The sequence below is a fragment of the Streptomyces sp. SD15 genome, assembly GCF_054462255.1.
In genome coordinates this window covers 258607-279387 of the sequence record NZ_JBTLMO010000002.1, presented here as the reverse complement: position 1 = coordinate 279387, position 20781 = coordinate 258607, and the positions used below count along the sequence as shown (strand labels likewise).

Annotated in this window: 14 protein-coding genes; 8 read left to right on the top strand and 6 right to left on the bottom strand. The window is 68.9% G+C overall.

The annotated features are described in order from the left end of the window. The first annotated feature begins 90 nt into the window (after positions 1-90). From ACX28W_RS03225 to mtnK, 4 genes are all read left to right on the top strand, one after another. Positions 91-1188: a substrate-binding domain-containing protein gene (locus ACX28W_RS03225; protein ID WP_458997204.1), complete on the top strand. Its 1098-nt coding sequence runs from the start codon at positions 91-93 to the stop codon at positions 1186-1188. Beyond that, on the top strand, positions 1175-2728 hold the full coding sequence (locus tag ACX28W_RS03220; RefSeq protein ID WP_458997203.1) for a sugar ABC transporter ATP-binding protein: 1554 nt from the start codon (positions 1175-1177) through the stop codon (positions 2726-2728). Before ACX28W_RS03225 ends, ACX28W_RS03220 begins: the two co-directional genes overlap by 14 nt. A gap of 79 nt (positions 2729-2807) precedes the next feature. Next, positions 2808-3848, top strand: coding sequence for an ABC transporter permease (locus tag ACX28W_RS03215; protein WP_458997202.1), 1041 nt, complete (start codon positions 2808-2810; stop codon positions 3846-3848). Between the two features lie 15 nt (positions 3849-3863). After that, the gene (gene mtnK / locus ACX28W_RS03210) at positions 3864-5033 is read left to right on the top strand and encodes an S-methyl-5-thioribose kinase (RefSeq protein ID WP_458997201.1); all 1170 of its coding nucleotides are present in this window, start codon (positions 3864-3866) and stop codon (positions 5031-5033) included. Positions 5034-5146: 113 nt separating this feature from the next. On the opposite strand, the gene ACX28W_RS03205 is transcribed toward mtnK, so the two are convergent. The 4 genes from ACX28W_RS03205 to ACX28W_RS03190 form a co-directional block, all read right to left on the bottom strand. Next, positions 5147-6763 (bottom strand): glycerol-3-phosphate dehydrogenase/oxidase, encoded by a 1617-nt coding sequence (locus ACX28W_RS03205; RefSeq protein ID WP_458997200.1) that lies wholly within the window; start codon positions 6761-6763, stop codon positions 5147-5149. A gap of 8 nt (positions 6764-6771) precedes the next feature. After that, positions 6772-8310, bottom strand: coding sequence for a glycerol kinase GlpK (gene glpK / locus ACX28W_RS03200; protein WP_458997199.1), 1539 nt, complete (start codon positions 8308-8310; stop codon positions 6772-6774). 153 nt (positions 8311-8463) lie between these two features. Continuing rightward, positions 8464-9252 (bottom strand): MIP/aquaporin family protein, encoded by a 789-nt coding sequence (locus tag ACX28W_RS03195; RefSeq protein WP_458997198.1) that lies wholly within the window; start codon positions 9250-9252, stop codon positions 8464-8466. Positions 9253-9578: 326 nt separating this feature from the next. Then, on the bottom strand, positions 9579-10343 hold the full coding sequence (locus ACX28W_RS03190; RefSeq protein ID WP_458997197.1) for an IclR family transcriptional regulator: 765 nt from the start codon (positions 10341-10343) through the stop codon (positions 9579-9581). A gap of 268 nt (positions 10344-10611) precedes the next feature. On the opposite strand from ACX28W_RS03190, the gene metH reads away from it, so the two are divergent. From metH to ACX28W_RS03170, 4 genes are all read left to right on the top strand, one after another. Next, entirely contained in the window at positions 10612-14139 is a 3528-nt protein-coding gene (metH, locus tag ACX28W_RS03185; RefSeq protein WP_458997196.1) for a methionine synthase, read from the top strand. Between the two features lie 149 nt (positions 14140-14288). Continuing rightward, the gene (locus tag ACX28W_RS03180) at positions 14289-14990 is read left to right on the top strand and encodes an HAD family hydrolase (protein ID WP_458997195.1); all 702 of its coding nucleotides are present in this window, start codon (positions 14289-14291) and stop codon (positions 14988-14990) included. A gap of 470 nt (positions 14991-15460) precedes the next feature. Next, the gene (locus ACX28W_RS03175; RefSeq protein WP_458997194.1) at positions 15461-17065 is read left to right on the top strand and encodes an ABC transporter substrate-binding protein; all 1605 of its coding nucleotides are present in this window, start codon (positions 15461-15463) and stop codon (positions 17063-17065) included. A gap of 103 nt (positions 17066-17168) precedes the next feature. Continuing rightward, positions 17169-18752: an ABC transporter substrate-binding protein gene (locus tag ACX28W_RS03170; RefSeq protein WP_458997270.1), complete on the top strand. Its 1584-nt coding sequence runs from the start codon at positions 17169-17171 to the stop codon at positions 18750-18752. A gap of 97 nt (positions 18753-18849) precedes the next feature. Here the strand turns inward: ACX28W_RS03170 and ACX28W_RS03165 are convergent, their stop codons facing one another. After that, positions 18850-19521: a response regulator gene (locus ACX28W_RS03165; RefSeq protein WP_458997193.1), complete on the bottom strand. Its 672-nt coding sequence runs from the start codon at positions 19519-19521 to the stop codon at positions 18850-18852. A 77-nt stretch (positions 19522-19598) separates the two neighbouring features. Next, a complete protein-coding gene (locus tag ACX28W_RS03160; protein WP_458997192.1) occupies positions 19599-20573 on the bottom strand; it encodes a RecB family exonuclease in 975 nt (324 codons plus the stop codon). Positions 20574-20781 lie beyond the last annotated feature (208 nt).

Sequence of the window (20781 nt, the reverse complement as noted above, 5' to 3'; positions counted from 1 at the left end):
GCGGTGCCGGCGCGTCTGTCTGCCCTGCTCCGGGTCAAGCATTCCCTTTCCTTCATCCCCTGCGTACCGCCCTGCATCTGGAGCCCTGTCATGTCCCGTAGCCGTCTGCCCCTTGCCGCGTTGTCGCTGGCCTCCGTCTCCGCCCTCTTCCTCGCGGGCTGCTCGCAGTCCTCGAACGCCTCGGAGAGCACCGGTGACCAGGCCGCGTCGGCGTCGGCCGCCACCGGCAAGAAGCCCGCGCCGTTCAGCAAGGGCACGGTCAAGGTGGCCCTGGTGCGGCAGAGCGGCGCCGGTGACTACTTCGAGCAGTGGGGCAACGGCGCCAAGGCGCAGGCCAAGGCCCTCGGTATCGACCTGACGGTGTACGACGCCCAGGCCGACAACGCCAAGCAGGCCACCGACCTGTCCTCGGCGATCAACTCCGGCGCACAGGCGATCATTGTCGACCACGGCTTTCCGGCCACCATCCAGCCGGAGATCGACAAAGCGGTGAAGAAGGGCATCAAGGTCGTCGTCTACGACGTCGAACAGACCAACACGTCGGCCGTCAGCACCAAGCAGGACGACGCCAGCATGGCCCAGGCCGTCCTCGACGTGATGGCGAAGGAGCTCGGCAAGAACGCCAAGGTCGGCTACGTCAACGTGGCCGGCTACGCCGCCCTCGACAAGCGGGACTCGGTCTGGAAGTCCACGGTCGACGCCAACGGCTGGAAGCAGCAGTTCAAGGTCGGCAAGGTGACCGACTCGACGGCCACCGACAACGTTCCCCTGGTCTCCGCCGCGCTCACCCAGAACTCCGACGTGACCGGCGTCTTCGCCCCCTACGACGAACTGGCCAAGGGCACCGTCCTCGCCGTCCAGAACAAGAAGCTCCAGGACAAGGTGAAGGTCTTCGGCGCGGACGTCTCCAACGCCGACATCCAGAACATGACCGCCACCGACAGCCCTTGGGTCGCCACGGCGGGCACCGACCCGTCCGCGGTCGGCGCCGCCGTGGTCCGCACCGCCGCCCTGGAGCTGGCCGGTCAGCTGAACAAGACCTCGGTCGAGTTCCCCGCCGTCGCCATCACCCAGGACTTCCTGCGCGAGAAGAAGATCGAGAACATGGACCAGCTGCGCGAGGCGCTGCCCGCGCTGAACCTGTCCAAGGTGAGCACCGCGGACTGGATCCCCAATGTCGCCCACTGAACCGATCTCGCCCACCGAACCGGTGTCTCCCACCGAACCGGCGGTGCGCCTCCGTGAGGTCAGCATGGCCTTCGGCGGCAAAACCGTCCTGGAGTCCGTCTCCCTGGACATCGCCCCCGGCGCCGTCGTCGCGCTGCTCGGCGCGAACGGCGCCGGCAAGTCCACGCTGATCAAGATCCTGTCGGGCGTCCACACGGATCACGGCGGGGAAGTGAGCGTGAACGGCGCGCCCGCCGCGCTCCACTCCCCGCTCGCCGCCCGCCAGTTGGGCATCCAGACCGTGCACCAGCGCATCGGCGAGGGCATCGTCCCCGGCCTCACGGTCGCCGAGAACCTGGTCTTCGAGGAGCTGGCGCAGACCCGCGGCAACCCGTTCCTCAGCGGGCGTCGGCAGCTGGCCCGCGCCCGCGAGATCCAGTCCGCCCTGGACCTCGGCTGGAGCGACACCGTGCTCAAGCGCGACGTCACCGAACTCGGCATCTCCGACCGGCAGCTGCTGATCCTGGCCCGCGCCCTCGCGACCCGCCCCCGCCTGCTCATCCTCGACGAGCCGACGTCCGCGCTCTCCGCCGCCGAGGCGGAGCGCCTCTTCGCGCTCGTCGAGCGGATGCGGTCCGAGGGCATCGCCGTGCTGTACGTCTCCCACCGCCTCGGCGAGATCGACGCGCTCGCCGACCGGCTGGTCGTCCTGCGAGACGGCCGTCTCACCGGGGACCAGGCCAAGCCCTTCGACTGGGACAGCGCCCTGCGCGCCATGCTCGCCCAGGCGCAGGAGGCGACCACCGCGCGCCCCCAGCGGGCCGCCGACCAGGGCGAGATCGTCCTCTCCCTGCGCGGCGTCCCCCTCCTCGACGGCCACACCCCGCAGAACCTCGACCTCCGTACGGGCGAGGTCACCGGTGTCGTGGGCCTGCTCGGCGCGGGCAAGACCGAGCTGGCCCGCGGCCTCTTCGGCGCCGAACCCTTCACCGGGGGAGCCGTCGAGCTGGACGGCAAGCCGTACCAGCCGCGCCGCCCCGCCGACGCGATCCGTCGCGGCGTCCACCTCGTCCCCGAGGACCGGCACGCGGACGCCCTGGTCCCCGGCTGGTCGGTGGCCCAGAACATCTCGCTGCCGTTCCTGAAATCGCTGTCCACGGCGGGACTTGTGAGCCGGGCCAAGGAGGACGCCCTCGGCCGCGACACCATCGAGCGGCTCGGTGTCGTCGCCCGCGACGAGCGCAGCACCGTCGAGGAGCTGTCCGGCGGCAACCAGCAAAAAGTCGTCGTCGGCCGCTGGCTCGCCGAGAACCCGCGCGTCCTCATCCTGGACGAGCCGTTCCGAGGCGTGGACATCGGCGCCCGCCGCGACATCGGCCGCCGCGCCCGCGCGCTGGCCGCCGACGGAGCAGCCGTCCTCGTCCTGTCCGCCGACGTCGACGAGATCCTGGAGATCGCCGACCGGGTCGTCGTCCTGGCCGCGGGCGAGATCCGCCTCGACGCGTACGGGGAAGACGCCGAGCGCGACCGCGTCATCCAGACCATCTCGGCGTCCGTCTGATGCCGTACCCGTACGTCGGCCTGATGCCGCGCCTACCCGTCGGCGCACACCCGATGCCGGTCACACCAGGAAGTACGCCATGACCATCACCCAGAGCACGCCCGTGAAGGCGGCGACCCCGTCCTCGCCCGCCCTCGGCCCGCGCGTGCAGAACGCCGTCATCAAGTACGGCTTCATCTTCGTCACCGTCACACTCTTCGCGTACTTCGGAATCAGCGAGCCGTCCTTCCGTGACTCGGCGACGCTCCTCGACACCCTCCGGTACGTCTCCGTCGCCGCCATCCTCGGCCTCGGCGTCACGCTCACCATGGCCGTAGGCGGAATGGACATGTCCGTCGGCGCGGTAGCCGGACTCGGGGTCACGGTCGCGGCGAAGACCATGGTCACGTACAACCAGGTCGGCGCGGTCGCGATCCTCGCCGTGATCGCGGCGGGTGCCCTCGCGGGCCTGCTCAACGCGCTGCTGATCGTCGTCCTCAAGATCCCCGACATGCTGGCCACGCTGGGCACGATGTTCGTGATCCAGGGCACCAAACTCATCCTGGTCGACGGGCAGTCCATCACCCCCGGCATGACCCGGTCCGACGGCACCACCGCGCCCGGCAAGTTCACCGACGGCTTCCTGCGCATCGACCGCGGCACCGTCCTCGGCATCCCCGTCTCGGTGCTGATCTTCGGCGCGCTGACGGTGATCGCCTGGGTGTTCCTCGCCCGCACCCGCTGGGGCCGCGTGCTGTACGCGATCGGCGCCAACCCGGAGGCCGCACGCCTGGCCGGCATCCGCGTCGGCGCGTACCGGGCCCTCGCGTACGTCCTGTCCGGCGTCCTCGCCTCCATCGGCGGCCTGATCCTCGCCTCCCGCATCGGCCAGGGAGACGTTTCCGCCGGTACCTCCCAGCTCCTCGAGGCCGTCGCGGTGGCGCTGGTCGGCACCTCGGTCCTCGGCCGGGGCCGCCCGAACGTCTGGGGCACGGCCCTGGGCGCCGTCCTGATCGGCATCATCACCACCGGCCTGACCATCAAGGGCCTGCCCTACTACACCCAGGACGTCGTCGAGGGCGCGGTCCTCATCCTCGCCCTGGTCTTCAGCTTCACCCTGTCCAAGCGCCGCACCGCATAAGGGAGTACCGACCCGATGGGCTACCGCATCCTGGAGACCGAGGACATCGCCGGCTACCTGCGCGAGCGCGGCCACTGGGGCGCCGACGAACCCCACGTCCGCGAGGTCTCCGACGGCAACATGAACCGCGTCTTCCTCGCCACCTCCACCGACGGCACCCGCAGCCTCGCCGTCAAACAAGCCCTGCCCTGGGTGCGCGTCGCGGGCCCCTCCTGGCCGATGAGCCCCGAGCGCGCCGACGCGGAGGCCCGCGCCTACGAGCAGGTCACCAAGGTCGCCCCCGACAAGATCCCGGCGATCCACGGCTACGACTCGGACAACTACGCCCTCGTCATGGAGGACATGTCCGACCTTCAGGTGCTGCGCACGGTCCTCAACGACGGCGCCGCGTACGGCCCGGACATCTCCCGCCGCATCGGTGAGTTCGTCGCCCAGCTCTCCTTCGCCACCAGCGACTTCGGCATGCCGTCCGCCGAGCGCAAGGCGCTGATCGCGGCCTCCGTCAGCCCCGAGCTGTGCAAGATCACCGAAGATGTCGTCCTCTCCGAGCCGTACCTCGAGCACGAGCACAACCACTGGCACCCGGGCCTCGACGACCTCGTGGCCGCCTTCCGCTCCGACCCGCGGCTGCGCACCGAGGTCGCCGAGCTGCGCCACCTCTTCATGACCAGTGCGCAAGCCCTCCTGCACGGCGATCTGCACACCGGCAGCGTCATGGTCGGCGCACGCGAAGGCGCCCCGGTGGTACGGGTCTTCGACCCCGAGTTCTCCTTCGTCGGCCCGATCGGCTTCGACCTCGGCCTGTACTGGGCCAACACCCTCGCCTCTCAGGCCCGCGCGAGCGCCCTCGGTGCCGAGAGCGACCACGGCGACCAACTCCGGCTGTCCTGGGACGCGTTCAAGGCGGAGTTCCGCCGCCTGTGGCCGACCCGGGTCGACACCTTCTTCGACGACGCCTACCTCGACCGCTTCCTGGACCGCGTCTGGACCGAGTCCCTGGGCTTCGCCGGCGCGGAGATCGTCCGCCGCATCATCGGCTTCGCCCACCTCACCGACCTGACCACCCTGCCCGACCCGGTCCCGGCCTCCCGCCGCGCCCTGCTGCTCGGGCGTGAACTCATCATCAGGCGTGCCGAGTTCACCGGCCCCGAGGACGTCCGCGCCGCGGTCCGGTCCCTGGCCTGACAGAACCCCGGCGGCGTACGGGATCCGAGGCCCGTACGCCGCCGGTCCCGGCGTACAAAGAAGAGAGGGGCGGCTCCCCCCGTGGGAGCCGCCCCTCAAGTCCACTCGGACAGTTACTTCTTGTCGAGCAGGTCCTGCACCTTGCCGCGTATCTCGTCCGTGGCCAGGCCGCGGATCGTCAGCGTCGTACGGCGGCGCAGCACGTCGTCCGTGGTCTCGGCCCACTCGTTGTCGCGGGCGTAGACGACCTGCGCCCAGATCTCCGGGGCGTCCGGATGGACGCGCTCGGCGAGCTCCGGGTTGTCGTTCGCCAGGCGTGCGATGTCGAAGGCCAGCGAACCGTAGTGCGTCGCCAGGTGCTTGGCGGTGTCGGCGCCCATGCGCGGACCGGGCGCAGGGCCGTCGACAAGGAGGCGGTGCGCGACGGCGCGCGGGTTGGCCACACCCGGCAGCGGCAGCTTCTTCGGCAGCTCCGAGATCGGCTCGAAGTCCTCGCCCAGCGGGCGGCCAGGCAGCGACTCCAGCTTCTTCATGACCGTACGGCCGATGTGCCGGAAGGTGGTCCACTTGCCGCCCGCGACCGACAGCATCCCGCCGCGGCCTTCCGTGACGACCGTCTCGCGCTTGGCCTTCGAGGTGTCGCCGGGACCGCCGGGCAGCACGCGCAGACCGGCGAAGGAGTACGTGATCAGGTCACGGGACAGCTGCTGGTCGCGGATGGAGAACGCGGCCTCGTCCAGGATCTGGGATATGTCCTTCTCGTTGACCGCGACATCCGCCGGGTCGCCCTCGTACTCCTCGTCGGTCGTGCCGAGCAGCAGCATGTCCTCCCAGGGGAGGGCGAAGGTGATCCGGTACTTGTCGATCGGGGTCGCGAGCGCGGCCTTCCAGGGGGAGGTGCGCTTGAGGACCAGGTGCGCGCCCTTGGACAGACGGATGGACGGCGCCGCGTTCGGGTCCTCCAGCTTGCGCAGGTGGTCGACCCACGGGCCGGTGGCGTTGAGGACGAGGCGCGCGTCGACGCCGAACTCCGCGCCGTTCGTCCGGTCCCTGAGGTCGGCTCCGGTGACCCGGCCCCTGGTGAAGCGCAGGCCCGTCACCTCGGCGTGGTTGAGGACGACGGCACCCGACTCGACGGCCGCGCGGACCGTCATCAGCGCCATCCGCGCGTCGTTCATCTGGTCGTCGCCGTACACGGCCACGGCCTTGAGGTTCTCGGTGCGCAGCTCGGGGACGTCCCGCGCCGCCTTCGACGGCGAGAGCAGGTGGCCGACGCCGTCGCCGAATGCCGAGAGTGCGGAGTAGGCGAAGACGCCCGCCCCGAGCTTCGCCGCGCCGTGCGGCCCGCCCTTGTACACGGGGAGGTAGAACGTGAGCGGGTTCGCCAGGTGGGGGGCCACCTGACGGGAGACCGCACGGCGCTCGAAGTGGTTCTCCGCCACCAGCTTCACCGCGCCGGTCTGCAGGTAGCGCAGACCGCCGTGGAGCAGCTTGGAGGAGGCGGAAGAGGTGGCGCCGGCGAAGTCGCCGGCGTCGACCAGGGCCACCCTGAGCCCGGACTGCGCGGCGTGCCAGGCGGTGGAGATGCCCAGGATGCCGCCGCCGATCACGAGAAGGTCGTACGTTGCCTTGGAAAGCTGCTCACGGCTCTCGGCGCGGCTCGGGTGGGAGCGGGAGGCCGGGTGCGTACCGAGGGCAGGCACGGTCTGCAGGGTGGACTGACTGGTCATGCGGATTCTTACTCCTCGTCCTCGAGCCAGCCCATGGTCCGCTCGACGGCCTTGAGCCAGCTCTTGTACTCACGGTCGCGCTCGTCCGCGGCCATGTTGGGGGTCCATTCGGCGGCCCGGCGCCAGTTGGCGCGCAGGTCCTCCGTGTTGGTCCAGAAGCCGACGGCGAGACCGGCGGCGTAGGCGGCGCCGAGGCAGGTGGTCTCGGCGACCATCGGGCGCACCACGGGGGCGTCCAGGACGTCGGCCAGGGTCTGCATCAGCAGGTTGTTGGAGGTCATGCCGCCGTCGACCTTGAGGGCCGTGAGCTCGACGCCCGAGTCCTTGGTCATGGCGTCGCTGATCTCGCGGGTCTGCCAGGCGGTGGCCTCGAGCACGGCGCGCGCGATGTGCGCCTTGGTGACGTACCGGGTCAGGCCGGCGATCACGCCACGGGCGTCCGGGCGCCAGTACGGGGCGAACAGACCGGAGAAGGCCGGCACGAAGTAGGCGCCGCCGTTGTCCTCGACCGACGACGCGAGCGTCTCGATCTCGGCGGCGGACTTGATCAGGCCCATCTGGTCGCGCATCCACTGCACCAGCGCACCGGTGACGGCGATGGAGCCTTCGAGGGCGTAGACCGGCTTCTGGTCGCCGATCCGGTAGCCCACGGTGGTCAGCAGTCCGCTGTACGAGTTGATGACCTTGTCACCGGTGTTCATCAGCATGAACGTGCCGGTGCCGTACGTGGACTTGGCCTCGCCCTCGGAGAAACAGGTCTGGCCGAACAGGGCCGCCTGCTGGTCGCCCAGCGCGGAGGCGACCGGGATGCCGCCGAGCAGCTCGCCGAGCCTGCCGCCGGTGACCTCGCCGTACACCTCGGCGGAGGAGCGGATCTCGGGCAGCATCGCCAGCGGGACGCCGATGGATTCGGCGATCTTCGGGTCCCACTCCAGGGTGTGCAGGTTCATCAGCATGGTGCGGGAGGCGTTGGTGACGTCGGTGACGTGGTGGCCGCCGTTCGCACCGCCCGTCAGGTTCCAGATGACCCAGGTGTCCATGGTGCCGAAGAGGATGTCACCGGCCTCGGCGCGCTCGCGCAGGCCCTCGATGTTGTCGAGCAGCCAGCGGGCCTTGGGGCCGGCGAAGTACGACGCGAGCGGTAGGCCGGTCTCGCGGCGGAAGCGGTCCTGGCCGACGTTGCGGCCGAGCTCCCTGCAGAGCGCGTCGGTGCGGGTGTCCTGCCAGACGATGGCGTTGTGGACGGGCTCACCGGTGTTCTTGTCCCACAGCAGCGTGGTCTCACGCTGGTTGGTGATGCCGATGGCCTTGATGTCCTCGCGGGTGATGCCGGCCTTCTCGATGGCCCCGGCCACAACCTCCTGGACATTGGTCCAGATCTCGGTGGCGTTGTGCTCGACCCAGCCCGGCTTCGGGAAGATCTGCTCGTGCTCCTTCTGGTCGACGGCGACGATACGGCCGTCGCGGTCGAAGACGATGCAGCGGGACGAGGTGGTGCCCTGGTCGATGGCGGCGATGAAGGGGCCGGCGGTGTGTGCGTCGGTCACGGTGTGCTCCTGAAGGTTCCGTACGAAAGAGGCTGGCTTACGGCGTATTGCTTACGGCTCGGAAAACCTTGCGGTTCAAGGAGCTCCAGGGCGTCTGGGCGCGGGGCCCGAGCGCCTCGGAGTCTCTGAGCGAAGAGGCTCTGAGAAGAGGCTCTAAGCAAAAGCGACGCTGTAGAGGCCTGCGGCGAGCGCGCCGCCGATCAGCGGACCGACGATCGGGACCCAGGAGTAGCGCCAGTCGGAACCGCCCTTGTTGGGCAGGGGGAGCAGGGCGTGCACGATACGCGGACCGAGGTCACGGGCCGGGTTGATCGCGTAGCCGGTCGGGCCACCGAGGGAGAGACCGATGGCGACAACCACGAGGGCGGTGATCAGGGCGCCCAGGGGGCCGAGACCGTTGCCGCCGTCGTTCAGGCCCTGCGTCATGACCGCGATCACCAGCACGAAGGTGCCGATGATCTCCGTGGCGAGGTTCTGCACCACGTTCCGGATCTCGGGACCGGTGGAGAAGATGCCGAGCACGGGGCCCGCGCCCTTCTCCCCCGCCTCGACGGACTTGGTGACCTCGCTTTCGGGGCCGCCGACGATCTCGCGATCGGTGAGGTGCGTCTGGAACTGCCCGTAGTACGCGACCCAGACCAGCACGGCACCGATCATGGCGCCCAGCAGCTGGCCGCCCCAGTACACCGGCAGGTCGTCCCAGCCGCCGTTCTCGATGGTCAGCGCCAGCGTCACGGCCGGGTTCAGGTGTGCGCCGGACAGCGGCGCGGAAGTGTAGACCGCCGTCAGAACGGCGAAGCCCCACCCGAAGGCGATGGCGAGCCAGCCGGCGTTACGGGCCTTCGAGGCCTTCAGTGTGACGGCGGCGCAGACGCCGCCACCCAGCAGGATGAGTATGGCGGTACCTATGGTCTCGCCGATGAAGATGTCGGAGCTGGACACCCGCGACTCCTTTGTCCTTCGTCCAGGGGAAGCAGAACCCCGGGTCCCTCCGGTGGTTCGTGCTCTCAGTTCGTGCTCTCGTGGAGAGAGCAATACGGCCCATGGCGTCGTCACACTCTAGCGCGTATTGCCGGTAGGTGTTCGACAATGCCGACCGATGGACGGGAGTCTTGCCGCCGTGTTACCGGCACGTCAAGAGCTCTGTTATCGAAAACACGATCGTTATTGATCGCTACGAGTTATCGATCTTTCGGGTGGCCGCGCACGCCAAAAGGCCGGCACGTCGACGACGTGCCGGCCTTTTGGCGTGCGGCTGTCTATGGAGGTCAGAACCGCCCGGCGCCCAGGTCCCGCGACACGGCGCGGGCGCAGTCGCGCACCGCCGCGATCAGCTCGGGACGCAGCTCCCCGTTCACGCAGACCCGCTCCACGGCCCCGGTGATGCCCACCGCCCCGACCGGCATGCGCCGCCGGTTGTGGATGGGTGCGGCGACCGAGGCGACGCCCGTCCAGGTCTCCTCGACATCGGCGGCGTACCCCCGCGCGCGGGTCAGATCGAGGACCCCCTCGAACTGCTCCTGCTCGCTGATCGTCCGGACCGTGAACGGCTTGCGCTCGGCTTCCAGGACCTCACTGTGCGCCACCGGGTCGTACGCCGACAGGACCTTGCCCAGCGCCGTGGAGTGCAACGGCTGCATGGCCCCGACCTCCAGCACCTGACGGCTGTCGTCCGGCCGGAACACGTGGTGCACGATGAGCACCCCCTGCTGGTGCAGAACCCCCAGATAGACGCTCTCGCCGCTGGAGCGGGCCAGGTCGTCGGTCCACACCAGGGCGCGCGCCCGCAGCTCGTGCACGTCGAGATAGGTGGTCCCGAGCCGCAGCAGCTCGGCACCCAGCTGATAGCGCCCGGAGGCCGCGTCCTGCTCGACAAAACCCTCCTGCTGAAGGGTGCGCAATATGCCGTGGGCCGTACCCTTGGCCAGGCCCAGCGAGGAGGCGATGTCCGACAGGCCGAGCTGCCGTTCGCCGCCCGCGAGCAGCCGCAGCATCGCCGCCGCCCGTTCGAGCGACTGGATGTTCCGTGCCATCGCCGTGCTGCCTCCGTCCTTCGACCGACGGCGTGCGCACTCGTCACCACCGTTCGGCAATGTCGAACACTACCGTTCGTTGCCGAACTCCCGCTAATGGGCCGTCGCAACATACTCCGTCTCTCTTTGCGCCTCTGTAGCACGCGCCACACACGTCCGTCCCGTGGACGCCCCTGACCCTTCGGCGGGGCTCCGGGCTAGGCTGACGGCGTGCGTCTTCCATGGGAAGCGCAAAGCCGACAGCCGTCGCACTCCAGGGAGCACCTTCATGGCTTCGTTGCCGAACCCGTCCCTTTCGTCCGAGCTTGCCGAGAACCGGACCCGTATCGACGCACTCCGCGACGCTCTGGCCAGCCGCGTCGTGGTGGCCGACGGAGCGATGGGCACCATGCTCCAGGCCCAGGACCCGACGCTCGAGGACTTCGAGAACCTCGAGGGCTGCAACGAGATTCTGAACGTCACCCGCCCCGACATCGTCCGCTCCGTCCACGAGGAGTACTTCTCCGTGGGCGTCGACTGCGTCGAGACCAACACCTTCGGCTCGAACCACTCGGCGGCGAGCGAGTACGAGATCGCCGACCGGATCTTCGAGCTGTCGGAGTCGGGCGCCCGGATCGCCCGCGAGGTCGCCGATGAGTTCGGCGCCAAGGACGGCCGCCAGCGCTGGGTCCTCGGCTCGATCGGCCCGGGCACCAAGCTGCCGTCGCTCGGCCACATCGGCTACGACGTACTGCGCGACGGCTACCAGCAGAACGCCGAGGGCCTGATCGCCGGCGGCGCGGACGCCCTGATCGTGGAGACCACGCAGGACCTGCTGCAGACCAAGGCGAGTCTGATCGGCGCGCGCCGCGCGATGGAGGCGCTCGGCCTGGACATGCCGCTGATCTGCTCGCTCGCCTTCGAGACCACGGGCGTGATGCTGCTCGGCTCGGAGATCGGCGCGGCGCTGACCGCGCTGGAGCCGCTCGGTATCGATCTGATCGGCCTGAACTGCTCGACCGGCCCGGCGGAGATGAGCGAGCACCTGCGCTATCTGGCCCGCCACTCGCGTACGCCGCTGATGTGCATGCCGAACGCGGGCCTGCCGATCCTGACCAAGGACGGCGCGTACTTCCCGCTGACCCCGCCCGAGATGGCCGACGCGCAGGAGACCTTCGTACAGGACTACGGTCTCTCGCTGGTCGGTGGCTGCTGCGGCTCGACGCCCGAGCATCTGCGTCAGGTGGTCGAGCGTGTCCGCGACATCGCGCCCTCCCCGCGCACCCCGCAGCCCGAGCCGGGCGCCGCCTCCCTCTACCAGACGGTCCCGTTCCGTCAGGACACGGCGTACATGGCGATCGGTGAGCGGACGAACGCCAACGGGTCGAAGAAGTTCCGTGAGGCGATGCTGGAGGGCCGCTGGGACGACTGTGTGGAGATGGCCCGGGACCAGATCCGCGAGGGCGCGCACATGCTGGACCTGTGCGTGGACTACGTCGGCCGCGACGGTGTGGCGGACATGGAGGAGCTGGCCGGTCGTTTCGCCACCGCTTCCACGCTGCCGATCGTGCTGGACTCCACCGAGGTCGACGTGATCCGGGCCGGGCTGGAGAAGCTCGGCGGGCGCGCGGTCATCAACTCCGTCAACTACGAGGACGGCGACGGGCCCGAGTCGCGGTTCGCGAAGGTCACCCAGCTGGCGCAGGAGCATGGTGCGGCGCTGATCGCGCTGACCATCGACGAGGAGGGCCAGGCCCGCACTCCGGAGCACAAGGTCGCCATCGCCGAGCGGCTGATCGACGACCTGACCGGCAACTGGGGTATCCACGAGTCAGACATCCTCATCGACACCCTGACCTTCACCATCTGTACGGGTCAGGAGGAGTCCCGCAAAGACGGCATCGCCACCATAGAGGCGATCCGCGAGCTCAAGCGCCGCCACCCCGACGTCCAGACCACCCTCGGTCTGTCGAACATCTCCTTCGGCCTCAACCCGGCCGCCCGCATCCTGCTCAACTCGGTGTTCCTGGACGAGTGTGTGAAGGCGGGCCTGGACTCGGCGATCGTGCACGCCTCGAAGATTCTGCCGATCGCGCGCTTCAACGAGGAGGAGGTCAAGACCGCTCTCGACCTCATCTACGACCGGCGTGCGGAGGGGTATGACCCGCTGCAGAAGCTGATGGCGCTGTTCGAGGGCGCCACCACCAAGTCGCTGAAGGCGGGCAAGGCCGAGGAGCTGGCCGCGCTGCCCCTTGACGAGCGGCTCAAGCGGCGCATCATCGACGGCGAGAAGAACGGCCTGGAGCAGGATCTGGCCGACGCCCTCGAGGAGCGCCCCGCCCTGGACATCGTCAACGAGACGCTGCTGGACGGCATGAAGGTGGTCGGCGAGCTGTTCGGGTCGGGTCAGATGCAGCTGCCGTTCGTGCTGCAGTCGGCCGAGGTGATGAAGACCGCGGTGGCCTACCTGGAGCCGCACATGGAGAAGTCCGACGCGGAGGGCAAGGGCACCATCGTGCTGGCCACCGTGCGCGGGGATGTCCACGACATCGGCAAGAACCTGGTCGACATCATCCTGTCGAACAACGGCTACAACGTCGTCAACCTCGGTATCAAGCAGCCCGTTTCGGCGATCCTGGAGGCGGCCGCGGAGCACCGGGCGGATGTCATCGGCATGTCCGGGCTGCTGGTCAAGTCCACGGTGATCATGAAGGAGAACCTGGAGGAGCTCAACCAGCGCGGTCTGTCGGCCGATTACCCGGTCATCCTCGGCGGCGCCGCGCTCACCCGCGCGTATGTGGAGCAGGACCTGCACGAGATCTACCAGGGCGAAGTCCGCTACGCCCGGGACGCGTTCGAGGGTCTGCGTCTGATGGATGCGCTGATCGGGGTCAAGCGGGGGGTGCCGGGGGCGGTGCTGCCGGAGCTGAAGCAGCGCCGGGTGCGGGCCGCCGCCCCGACCGTGGTGGAGGAGCGCCCGGAGGAGGGGCATGTCCGCTCGGACGTGGCCGTCGACAACCCGGTGCCCACCCCGCCGTTCTGGGGCACCCGCGTCATCAAGGGCATCCCGCTCAAGGAGTACGCGTCCTGGCTGGACGAGGGCGCGCTGTTCAAGGGGCAGTGGGGGCTGAAGCAGGCCCGCGCCGGGGATGGGCCGACGTATGAGGAACTCGTCGAGAACGAGGGCCGTCCGCGGCTGCGGGGGCTGCTGGACAAGCTGCAGACCGACAACCTGCTCGAGGCGGCGGTGGTCTACGGCTACTTCCCCTGTGTGTCCAAGGACGACGACCTGATCATTCTGGACGAGCAGGGCAACGAGCGCACCCGGTTCACCTTCCCGCGCCAGCGGCGCGGGCGCCGGCTGTGTCTGGCCGACTTCTTCCGCCCGGAGGAGTCCGGCGAGAGTGATGTGGTCGGCCTGCAGGTGGTCACGGTCGGCTCGCGCATCGGTGAGGAGACGGCCCAGCTCTTCGAGTCGAACTCCTACCGCGACTACCTCGAACTGCACGGCCTCTCGGTGCAGTTGGCCGAAGCCCTCGCCGAGTACTGGCACGCCCGCGTCCGCGCCGAACTCGGCTTCGCCGGTGAGGACCCGGCGGCCGTCGAGGACATGTTCGACCTCAAATACCGTGGCGCCCGCTTCTCCCTCGGCTACGGCGCCTGCCCCGACCTCGAGGACCGGGCCAAGATCGCCGAGCTCCTCGAGCCCGAGCGCATCGGCGTCCAGCTCTCCGAGGAGTTCCAGCTGCACCCCGAGCAGTCCACGGACGCCATCGTGATCCACCACCCCGAGGCGAAGTACTTCAACGCCCGTTAGCCCGTGTAGTCCCACTCGACCCGCCCTGGATGTATCGAGAGGCACTTTCGCAACGGGAGACGTACACTGGTCGGTCCACCGCAGGCCGGTTGTTCCTCTGTTCCCAGAGGGGTAACCGGCCTGATCGTCCCTCAAGGAGGTGCGCCCGGATGACCAGTACGGTCCCCGCGCTCAATACCCGTACGGCCGAAGGCTCTGCTCTGCAGGCCGTGCTCCTCGACATGGACGGCACCCTGGTGGACACCGAGGGCTTCTGGTGGGACGTCGAGGTCGAGGCCTTCAAGGCGCTCGGGCACACCCTCGACGACTCCTGGCGCCATGTGGTGGTCGGCGGCCCCATGACCCGCAGCGCCGGCTTCCTGATCGAGGTCACCGGGGCCGACATCACCCTCGCAGAGCTCACGGTGCTGCTCAACGACGGCTTCGAGGACCGTATCGGGCACGCGCTGCCGCTGATGCCGGGGGCGGCAAGACTCCTCGCGGAGCTCGCGGCGCACGAGATCCCCACCGCCCTGGTCTCCGCCTCGCACCGACGCATCATCGACCGCATCCTGGCCTCGCTCGGACCCCAGTACTTCGCGCTGACCGTCGCGGGCGACGAGGTGGAGCGGACCAAGCCGTTCCCCGACCCGTATCTGCTCGCGGCCGCCGGACTGGGCGCGGATCCGGCCAGGTGCGCCGTCATCGAGGACACCACCACGGGTGTCACCGCCGCGGAGGCCGCGGGCTGCCGGGTGGTGGCCGTGCCCTCGGTCGCACCGATCGCCCCCGCGGCCCGGCGCACGGTCGTGACCTCGCTCGAAGAGGTCGACCTGCCTTTTCTGCGCGGCCTGATGACGGAAATGCGCTAGGCGTTCACCCAGCGTGCATAACCGAATGCGCGGATATCGGCGAGAGGGCGACCCCGGGTAACCAAGAGAGGGCAACCCCGGGTGGCCCCAAGAAGGCGGCCCCGGAATTCGATCCCCCGTCGGCTGGCTGAATTCTGGTACTCGCCCGCCGAGTTGGGAGTGTGACGTTCAACACTCCCAACGGAGTCGACATCGGGCTCGAATTGTGCCGACACCCCCCTTTCGGGGGTGGCTGACGTGCCCTTGTGTCCCGATTGGTGGAATGCTGCACGAATCCTTCCGCTGTCGGGTTATCGGTGCGTCCGCGTCCGGTTTCGCAGCGTGATGGGAACTCAACTCCGGTCTCTGCGGGCCGTCCTGGTGGTGCGGACTAATCTCGTTGCGAGAACCTCGCCATAACCCCCGTGACTCGCTTGCACCACCCTTGCATGGCGCGTACACGGACACGACAGCTCTGGAGAAACTCGAGCATGAACCGTAAGACTTTGGTGCTGCCGGCCGTGGTCGGCCTGCTCGCCCCGGTGCTCGCCGCGTGTGGCGGTTCCGACAGCGGGGGCAACAGTGGCGATGCGATCGTCGTCGGCACCACTGACCGGTTCACCGCGTCGAAGGAAGCCCCGGCTCCGCTCGACCCGGCGTACGCCTACGACGTCGGCACCTGGAACATCCTGCGCCAGACCGTGCAGACGCTGTTGGTCCAGCCCCGCGGCGACGGCGAGCCCGAGCCCGAGGCGGCCGAGAGCTGCGGTTTCACCGACTCCGGCAATGAGCGCTACGCCTGCCAGCTGCGCGACGGGCTGAAGTTCGCGAACGGTGACCCGATCACCGCAGAGGACGTGAAGTTCTCGATCGACCGAGCGATGTCGCTCAAGGCCGACAGTGGCGTGTTCGCGCTGCTGTCCACCGTCGACACCGTCGAGACGCAGGGCGACAGCGAGGTGATCTTCCACCTCAAGACCGCGGACGCCACCTTCCCGTTCAAGCTGTCGACCCCGGTCGCCGCCATCGTGAACCCCAAGGACTACGAGAAGGGCAAGCTGCGCGACGGTTTCCAGATCGACGGCTCCGGCCCGTACACCGTGGAGACCGAGGTCAAGGACGACGAGGCCGTCAAGTTGGTCTTCACCAAGAACCCCAACTACAAGGGCGCTCTGGAGGTGAAGAACTCCAAGGTCGAGATGCGCTCCTTCGAGAGCGCCGACGCCATGGGCAAGGCCCTGAACGACGGCGACATCGACCTGATGACCCGTGCGATGACGCCGGCGCAGATCAAGGAGCTCGGCGGCGCCTCCGCGGACAGCAACATCGACCTGGTCGAGATGCCCGGCCTGGAGATCCGCTTCCTGGGATTCAACACCGACGACCCGTCGGTGAAGGACAAGGCCGTCCGCCAGGCCATGGCTCAGATCATCAACCGTGGTGAGCTCGTCTCCGAGGTGTACGGCTCCGCGGCCGAGCCCCTCTACTCGGTCGTCCCGGCGACGATCACCGGTCACTCCAACTCGTTCTTCAACGAGTACGGCGACCCGAGCGTCGCCAAGGCCACGACGACGCTGAGCGGGGCCAACATCACCACGCCGGTGAAGCTCACGCTGCACTACACGACCGACCACTACGGCTCGGCCACCAAGGACGAGTTCGAGGTGCTGAAGAAGCAGCTCAACGCCAGCGGCCTGTTCGACGTCGACATCAAGGGCCAGCCCTGGGATGTCTTCCGCCCCGCCGAGCAGAAGGGCGAGTACGAGGTCTACGGCATGGGCTGGTTCCCCGACTTCCCGGACGCCGACAACTACGTGGCGCCGTTCCTGGACAAGGACAACACCCTCGGCTCCCCGTACGTGAACGCCACGATCCGTGGCACCCTGCTCCCGGAGTCCCGCCGTGAGGCCGACCGCCTCACCGCGTCGAAGAGCCTCACCGACATCCAGGACATCGTCGCCAGCGACGTGCCGTTGCTGCCGCTGTGGCAGGGCAAGCAGTACATCGCCACCCGGGACGACATCACGGGTGCCGAGTGGGCGCTCAACTCCTCCTCGACCCTCCAGCTGTGGGAGCTCGGCCGCGGCGTGAGCTGAGCGGCCCTCTTTGGGCGCCGGGCCACGAGGACCCGGCGCCCGCGAGATTTGCGGCGCCCGAGAGATCGGGCGCCACCGAGAACCAATGACAAGGCACTTGCTCGTGAACATGCGCAACCAGTGGCCGGCTCTCTCCGTCGTGACGGGGCTGGCCGCCGGCCTGCTCACCGGATGCGGCGCGGAAACGGGTGACTCCGGGAGCACCGGCTCCTCCGTGGTGATCGGGATGTCCGACGACGTCCTGGCCACCGACCCGGCGTCCGGCTACGACCCGGGATCCTGGCTGCTGTTCAACAACGTCTTCCAGTCGCTGCTGAGCTTCCCCAACGGCGGTACGGAGCCGGAGCCCGAGGCCGCCGAGAAGTGCGCGTTCTCGGACACCGGGACCAAGGTCTACAAGTGCACGCTCAAGGACGGTCTGAAGTTCAGCAACGGTGACGCGCTCACCTCGAAGGACGTCAAGTTCTCCTTCGACCGCATGCTGAACATCGACGACGCCGCGGGCCCGGCCGTCATGTTCCCCATGATCGACACGGTGGAGACCCCGGACGCCAAGACGGTCGTCTTCAACCTCAAGCACGCCGACGCCACCTTCCCGAGCAAGATCGCCTCCGGCGCCGGCTCGATCGTGGACCACCGGCAGTACTCCACGAACGGACTGCGCAAGGACAACCAGGCCGTCGGCTCGGGCCCGTACAAGCTGGACTCCTTCACCGACGACAAGGCCGTCTTCTCCGTCAACACGAGCTACCAGGGCACCGCCACCGTGAAGAACTCCGGCGTCACGCTGGAGTTCTTCCACGGCGACCAGTCCGCCCTGAAGAAGGCGCTGCTGAACAACGAGGTCGACGTCGCCTACCGAGGTCTCGCCGCCGACGACATCGCGGACATCGACAACGACACCTCCACCGGCAAGGGCGTCGACATCGTCGAGGGCACCAGCGCCGAGGTCCAGCACCTGGTCTTCAACATGGACGACCCGGTCACCGGCCGGCTCGGGATACGCAAGGCCATCGCCTATCTGCTCGACCGCGAGGCCCTGGTCGACGAGGTCTACCAGGACACGGCGACCCCCCTCTACTCGATCATCCCGGCCGGTATCACGGGCCACAACACGGCCTTCTTCGACACCTACGGCGCCCGCCCCTCGAAGGCGAAGGCCGCGGCCGCGCTCCAGGCCGAGGGCATCACCGACAAGGTGAAGCTCACCCTCTGGTCGACGCCGTCGCGCTACGGACCCGCCACCGACCAGGAGTTCAAGGCGATCGCCCAGCAGCTCAACGCGAGCGGGCTGTTCGACGCGACCGTCAAGTCCGTCGCCTTCGACCAGTACGAGAAGGACATCGCCAAGGGCAAGTACGGCGTCTACGTGAAGGGCTGGGTGCCCGACTACCCGGACCCCGACAACTTCACGGCCCCCTTCTTCGGCGAGGGCAACGTGCTGAGCAACAACTTCACCAACAGCACGATCACCGGTCGGATCATCCCGGAGACGGCCGCCCAGGCCGACCGCGCCTCGACCGAATCCGAATACGGCAAGCTCCAGGACATCGTGGCCGAGCAGGTCCCGGTCCTCCCGATCTGGCAGGCCAAGCAGTACGCGATCGTGCGGGACAACGTCTACGGCCTCGAGTACTGCCTCGACGCCTCGACGGTGTTCCGGTTCTGGGAGATCAGCAAGGACTGATTCCGGCACGACGAACGCCGAGGGCGCCCCCTTCCCGGAAGGGGGCGCCCTCGGCGTTCGTCGTGCTGTGGGTGTCACATCGTGGTGCTGTGGGCTTTCACTGCGCCCCGGGGCGCACCAATCCGCTCTCGTACGCGTACACCGCGGCCTGCACCCGGTCGCGCAGCCCCAGCTTGGTGAGGACGTGCCCCACATGCGTCTTGACCGTGGTCTCGCTGACGAAGAGATCGGCGGCGATCTCCGCGTTCGACAGGCCCCGCGCCACCAGCTTCAGCACCTCGACCTCGCGCTCCGTGAGGGTGTGCAGCGTGTCGGGCAGGGGCTCGTCACCGGACGGCAGATGCCCCGCGTACTTGTCCAGAAGCCGACGCGTGATACTCGGCGCGAGCATCGCCTCACCCGCCGCGACCACTCGGATCGCCTGCACCAGCTCATTGGCCGGCGCGTCCTTGAGCAGGAAGCCGCTGGCACCCGCGCGCAACGCCTCCACCACGTACTCGTCGAGATCGAAGGTCGTCAGCACGAGCACCTTCGCCGGGCCGTCCCGCCCGGGCCCGGTGATCTGCCGGGTCGCTTCCACCCCGTCCATCCGGGGCATACGGATGTCCATCAGAACAACATCGGGCTGCAGGGCACGTACCTGATCGAGTGCCTGGAGACCGTCACCGGCCTCGCCGACGACCGCAAGGTCCTGCTCCGCTTCCAGGATCATCCGGAAGCCGGTACGCAGCAGCGGCTGGTCGTCGACCAGTAGGACGCGGATGGCCACGTAAGTCTCCTTCGCTAGTCCGGCCCCATTCTGCCCTGCGCGGTCCGGCCCGACTCGGGCGCCCTGACCGGCAGCGGCTATGCCGTCCCGGGGGCACCCCCCGGACCCCCGGTCGAAGAGGGGCTCGCCTTGCGCACCGGCAGCGGATAAGGCGGGGGAGTACCGCCAAATTCCGGACATACCGCCTGGTGATCGCACCAGCCGCACAGCTTGGTGGGCCGCGGTCGCCAGTCACCCGTCTCGGTGGCCTGCCCGATCGCCTCCCACAGCGCGAGCAGCTTGCGCTCGACCCGCTCCAGATCCGCGACCACCGGGTCGTACGTCAGCACGTCGCCGCTGCCGAGATAGACGAGCTGGAGCCGACGCGGAACCACCTGCTTCAACCGCCACACCACCAGGGCGTAGAACTTCATCTGGAACAAGGCGCCTTCGGCGTACTCCGGCCGCGGCGCCTTTCCCGTCTTGTAGTCGACGATCCGGACCTCGCCCGTCGGCGCCACATCGACGCGGTCGATGATCCCGCGCAGCTTCAGCCCGGAATCGAGCCGCGCCTCGACGAACAGCTCGCGCTCCGCCGGCTCCAGCCGGGTCGGATCCTCCAGCGTGAACCAGCGCTCGACCAGCCGCTCGGCCTCGCCCAGCCAGCGCGTCAGCCGCTCACCCTCGGGGTCGTCGGCGAACAGCTCCACGACCTCCGGCCTGGACTCGCGCAGCCGATCCCACTGGCCGGGGATCAGGGACTTGGCGCGCGGAGCCGTCCGCTCCGTCGCCGGGGTGTCGAAGAGCCGCTCCAGCACCGCGTGCACCAGCGTGCCCCGGGTCGCCGCCTCGCTCGGCTTCTCCGGGAGCTTGTCGATCACCCGGAACCGGTAGAGCAGCGGACACTGCATGAAGTCGGAGGCGCGCGAGGGCGACAGCGAGGCCGGCGGCACCGCCGCGACGGCCCCGACGGTCTCGGCCGCCCCGGCCCGCTCGGTCGACCCGGCCGAATCGGACCGTACGACGGCGCTGTCGGTGCCGGTCTCCGCGACGCCCTCAGTGCTGGTTTCCATGACGACAGACCCTACGGCGTGCCACTGACAGCACTGCGCCATTCCGGGGGATAACCCCCACCCCCACGGCCGGGAAAGAGCGAAACCGGTCGCGACCCGGCGGCTCGGGCGACGGCGCGGAAAACAGAGGGGGTGCCGGGGCGGAACGCGCCGCGACGGCCGCATACCATCGACCACAGACCCTCCTGCTCCGCATGGTCGGGAGCGG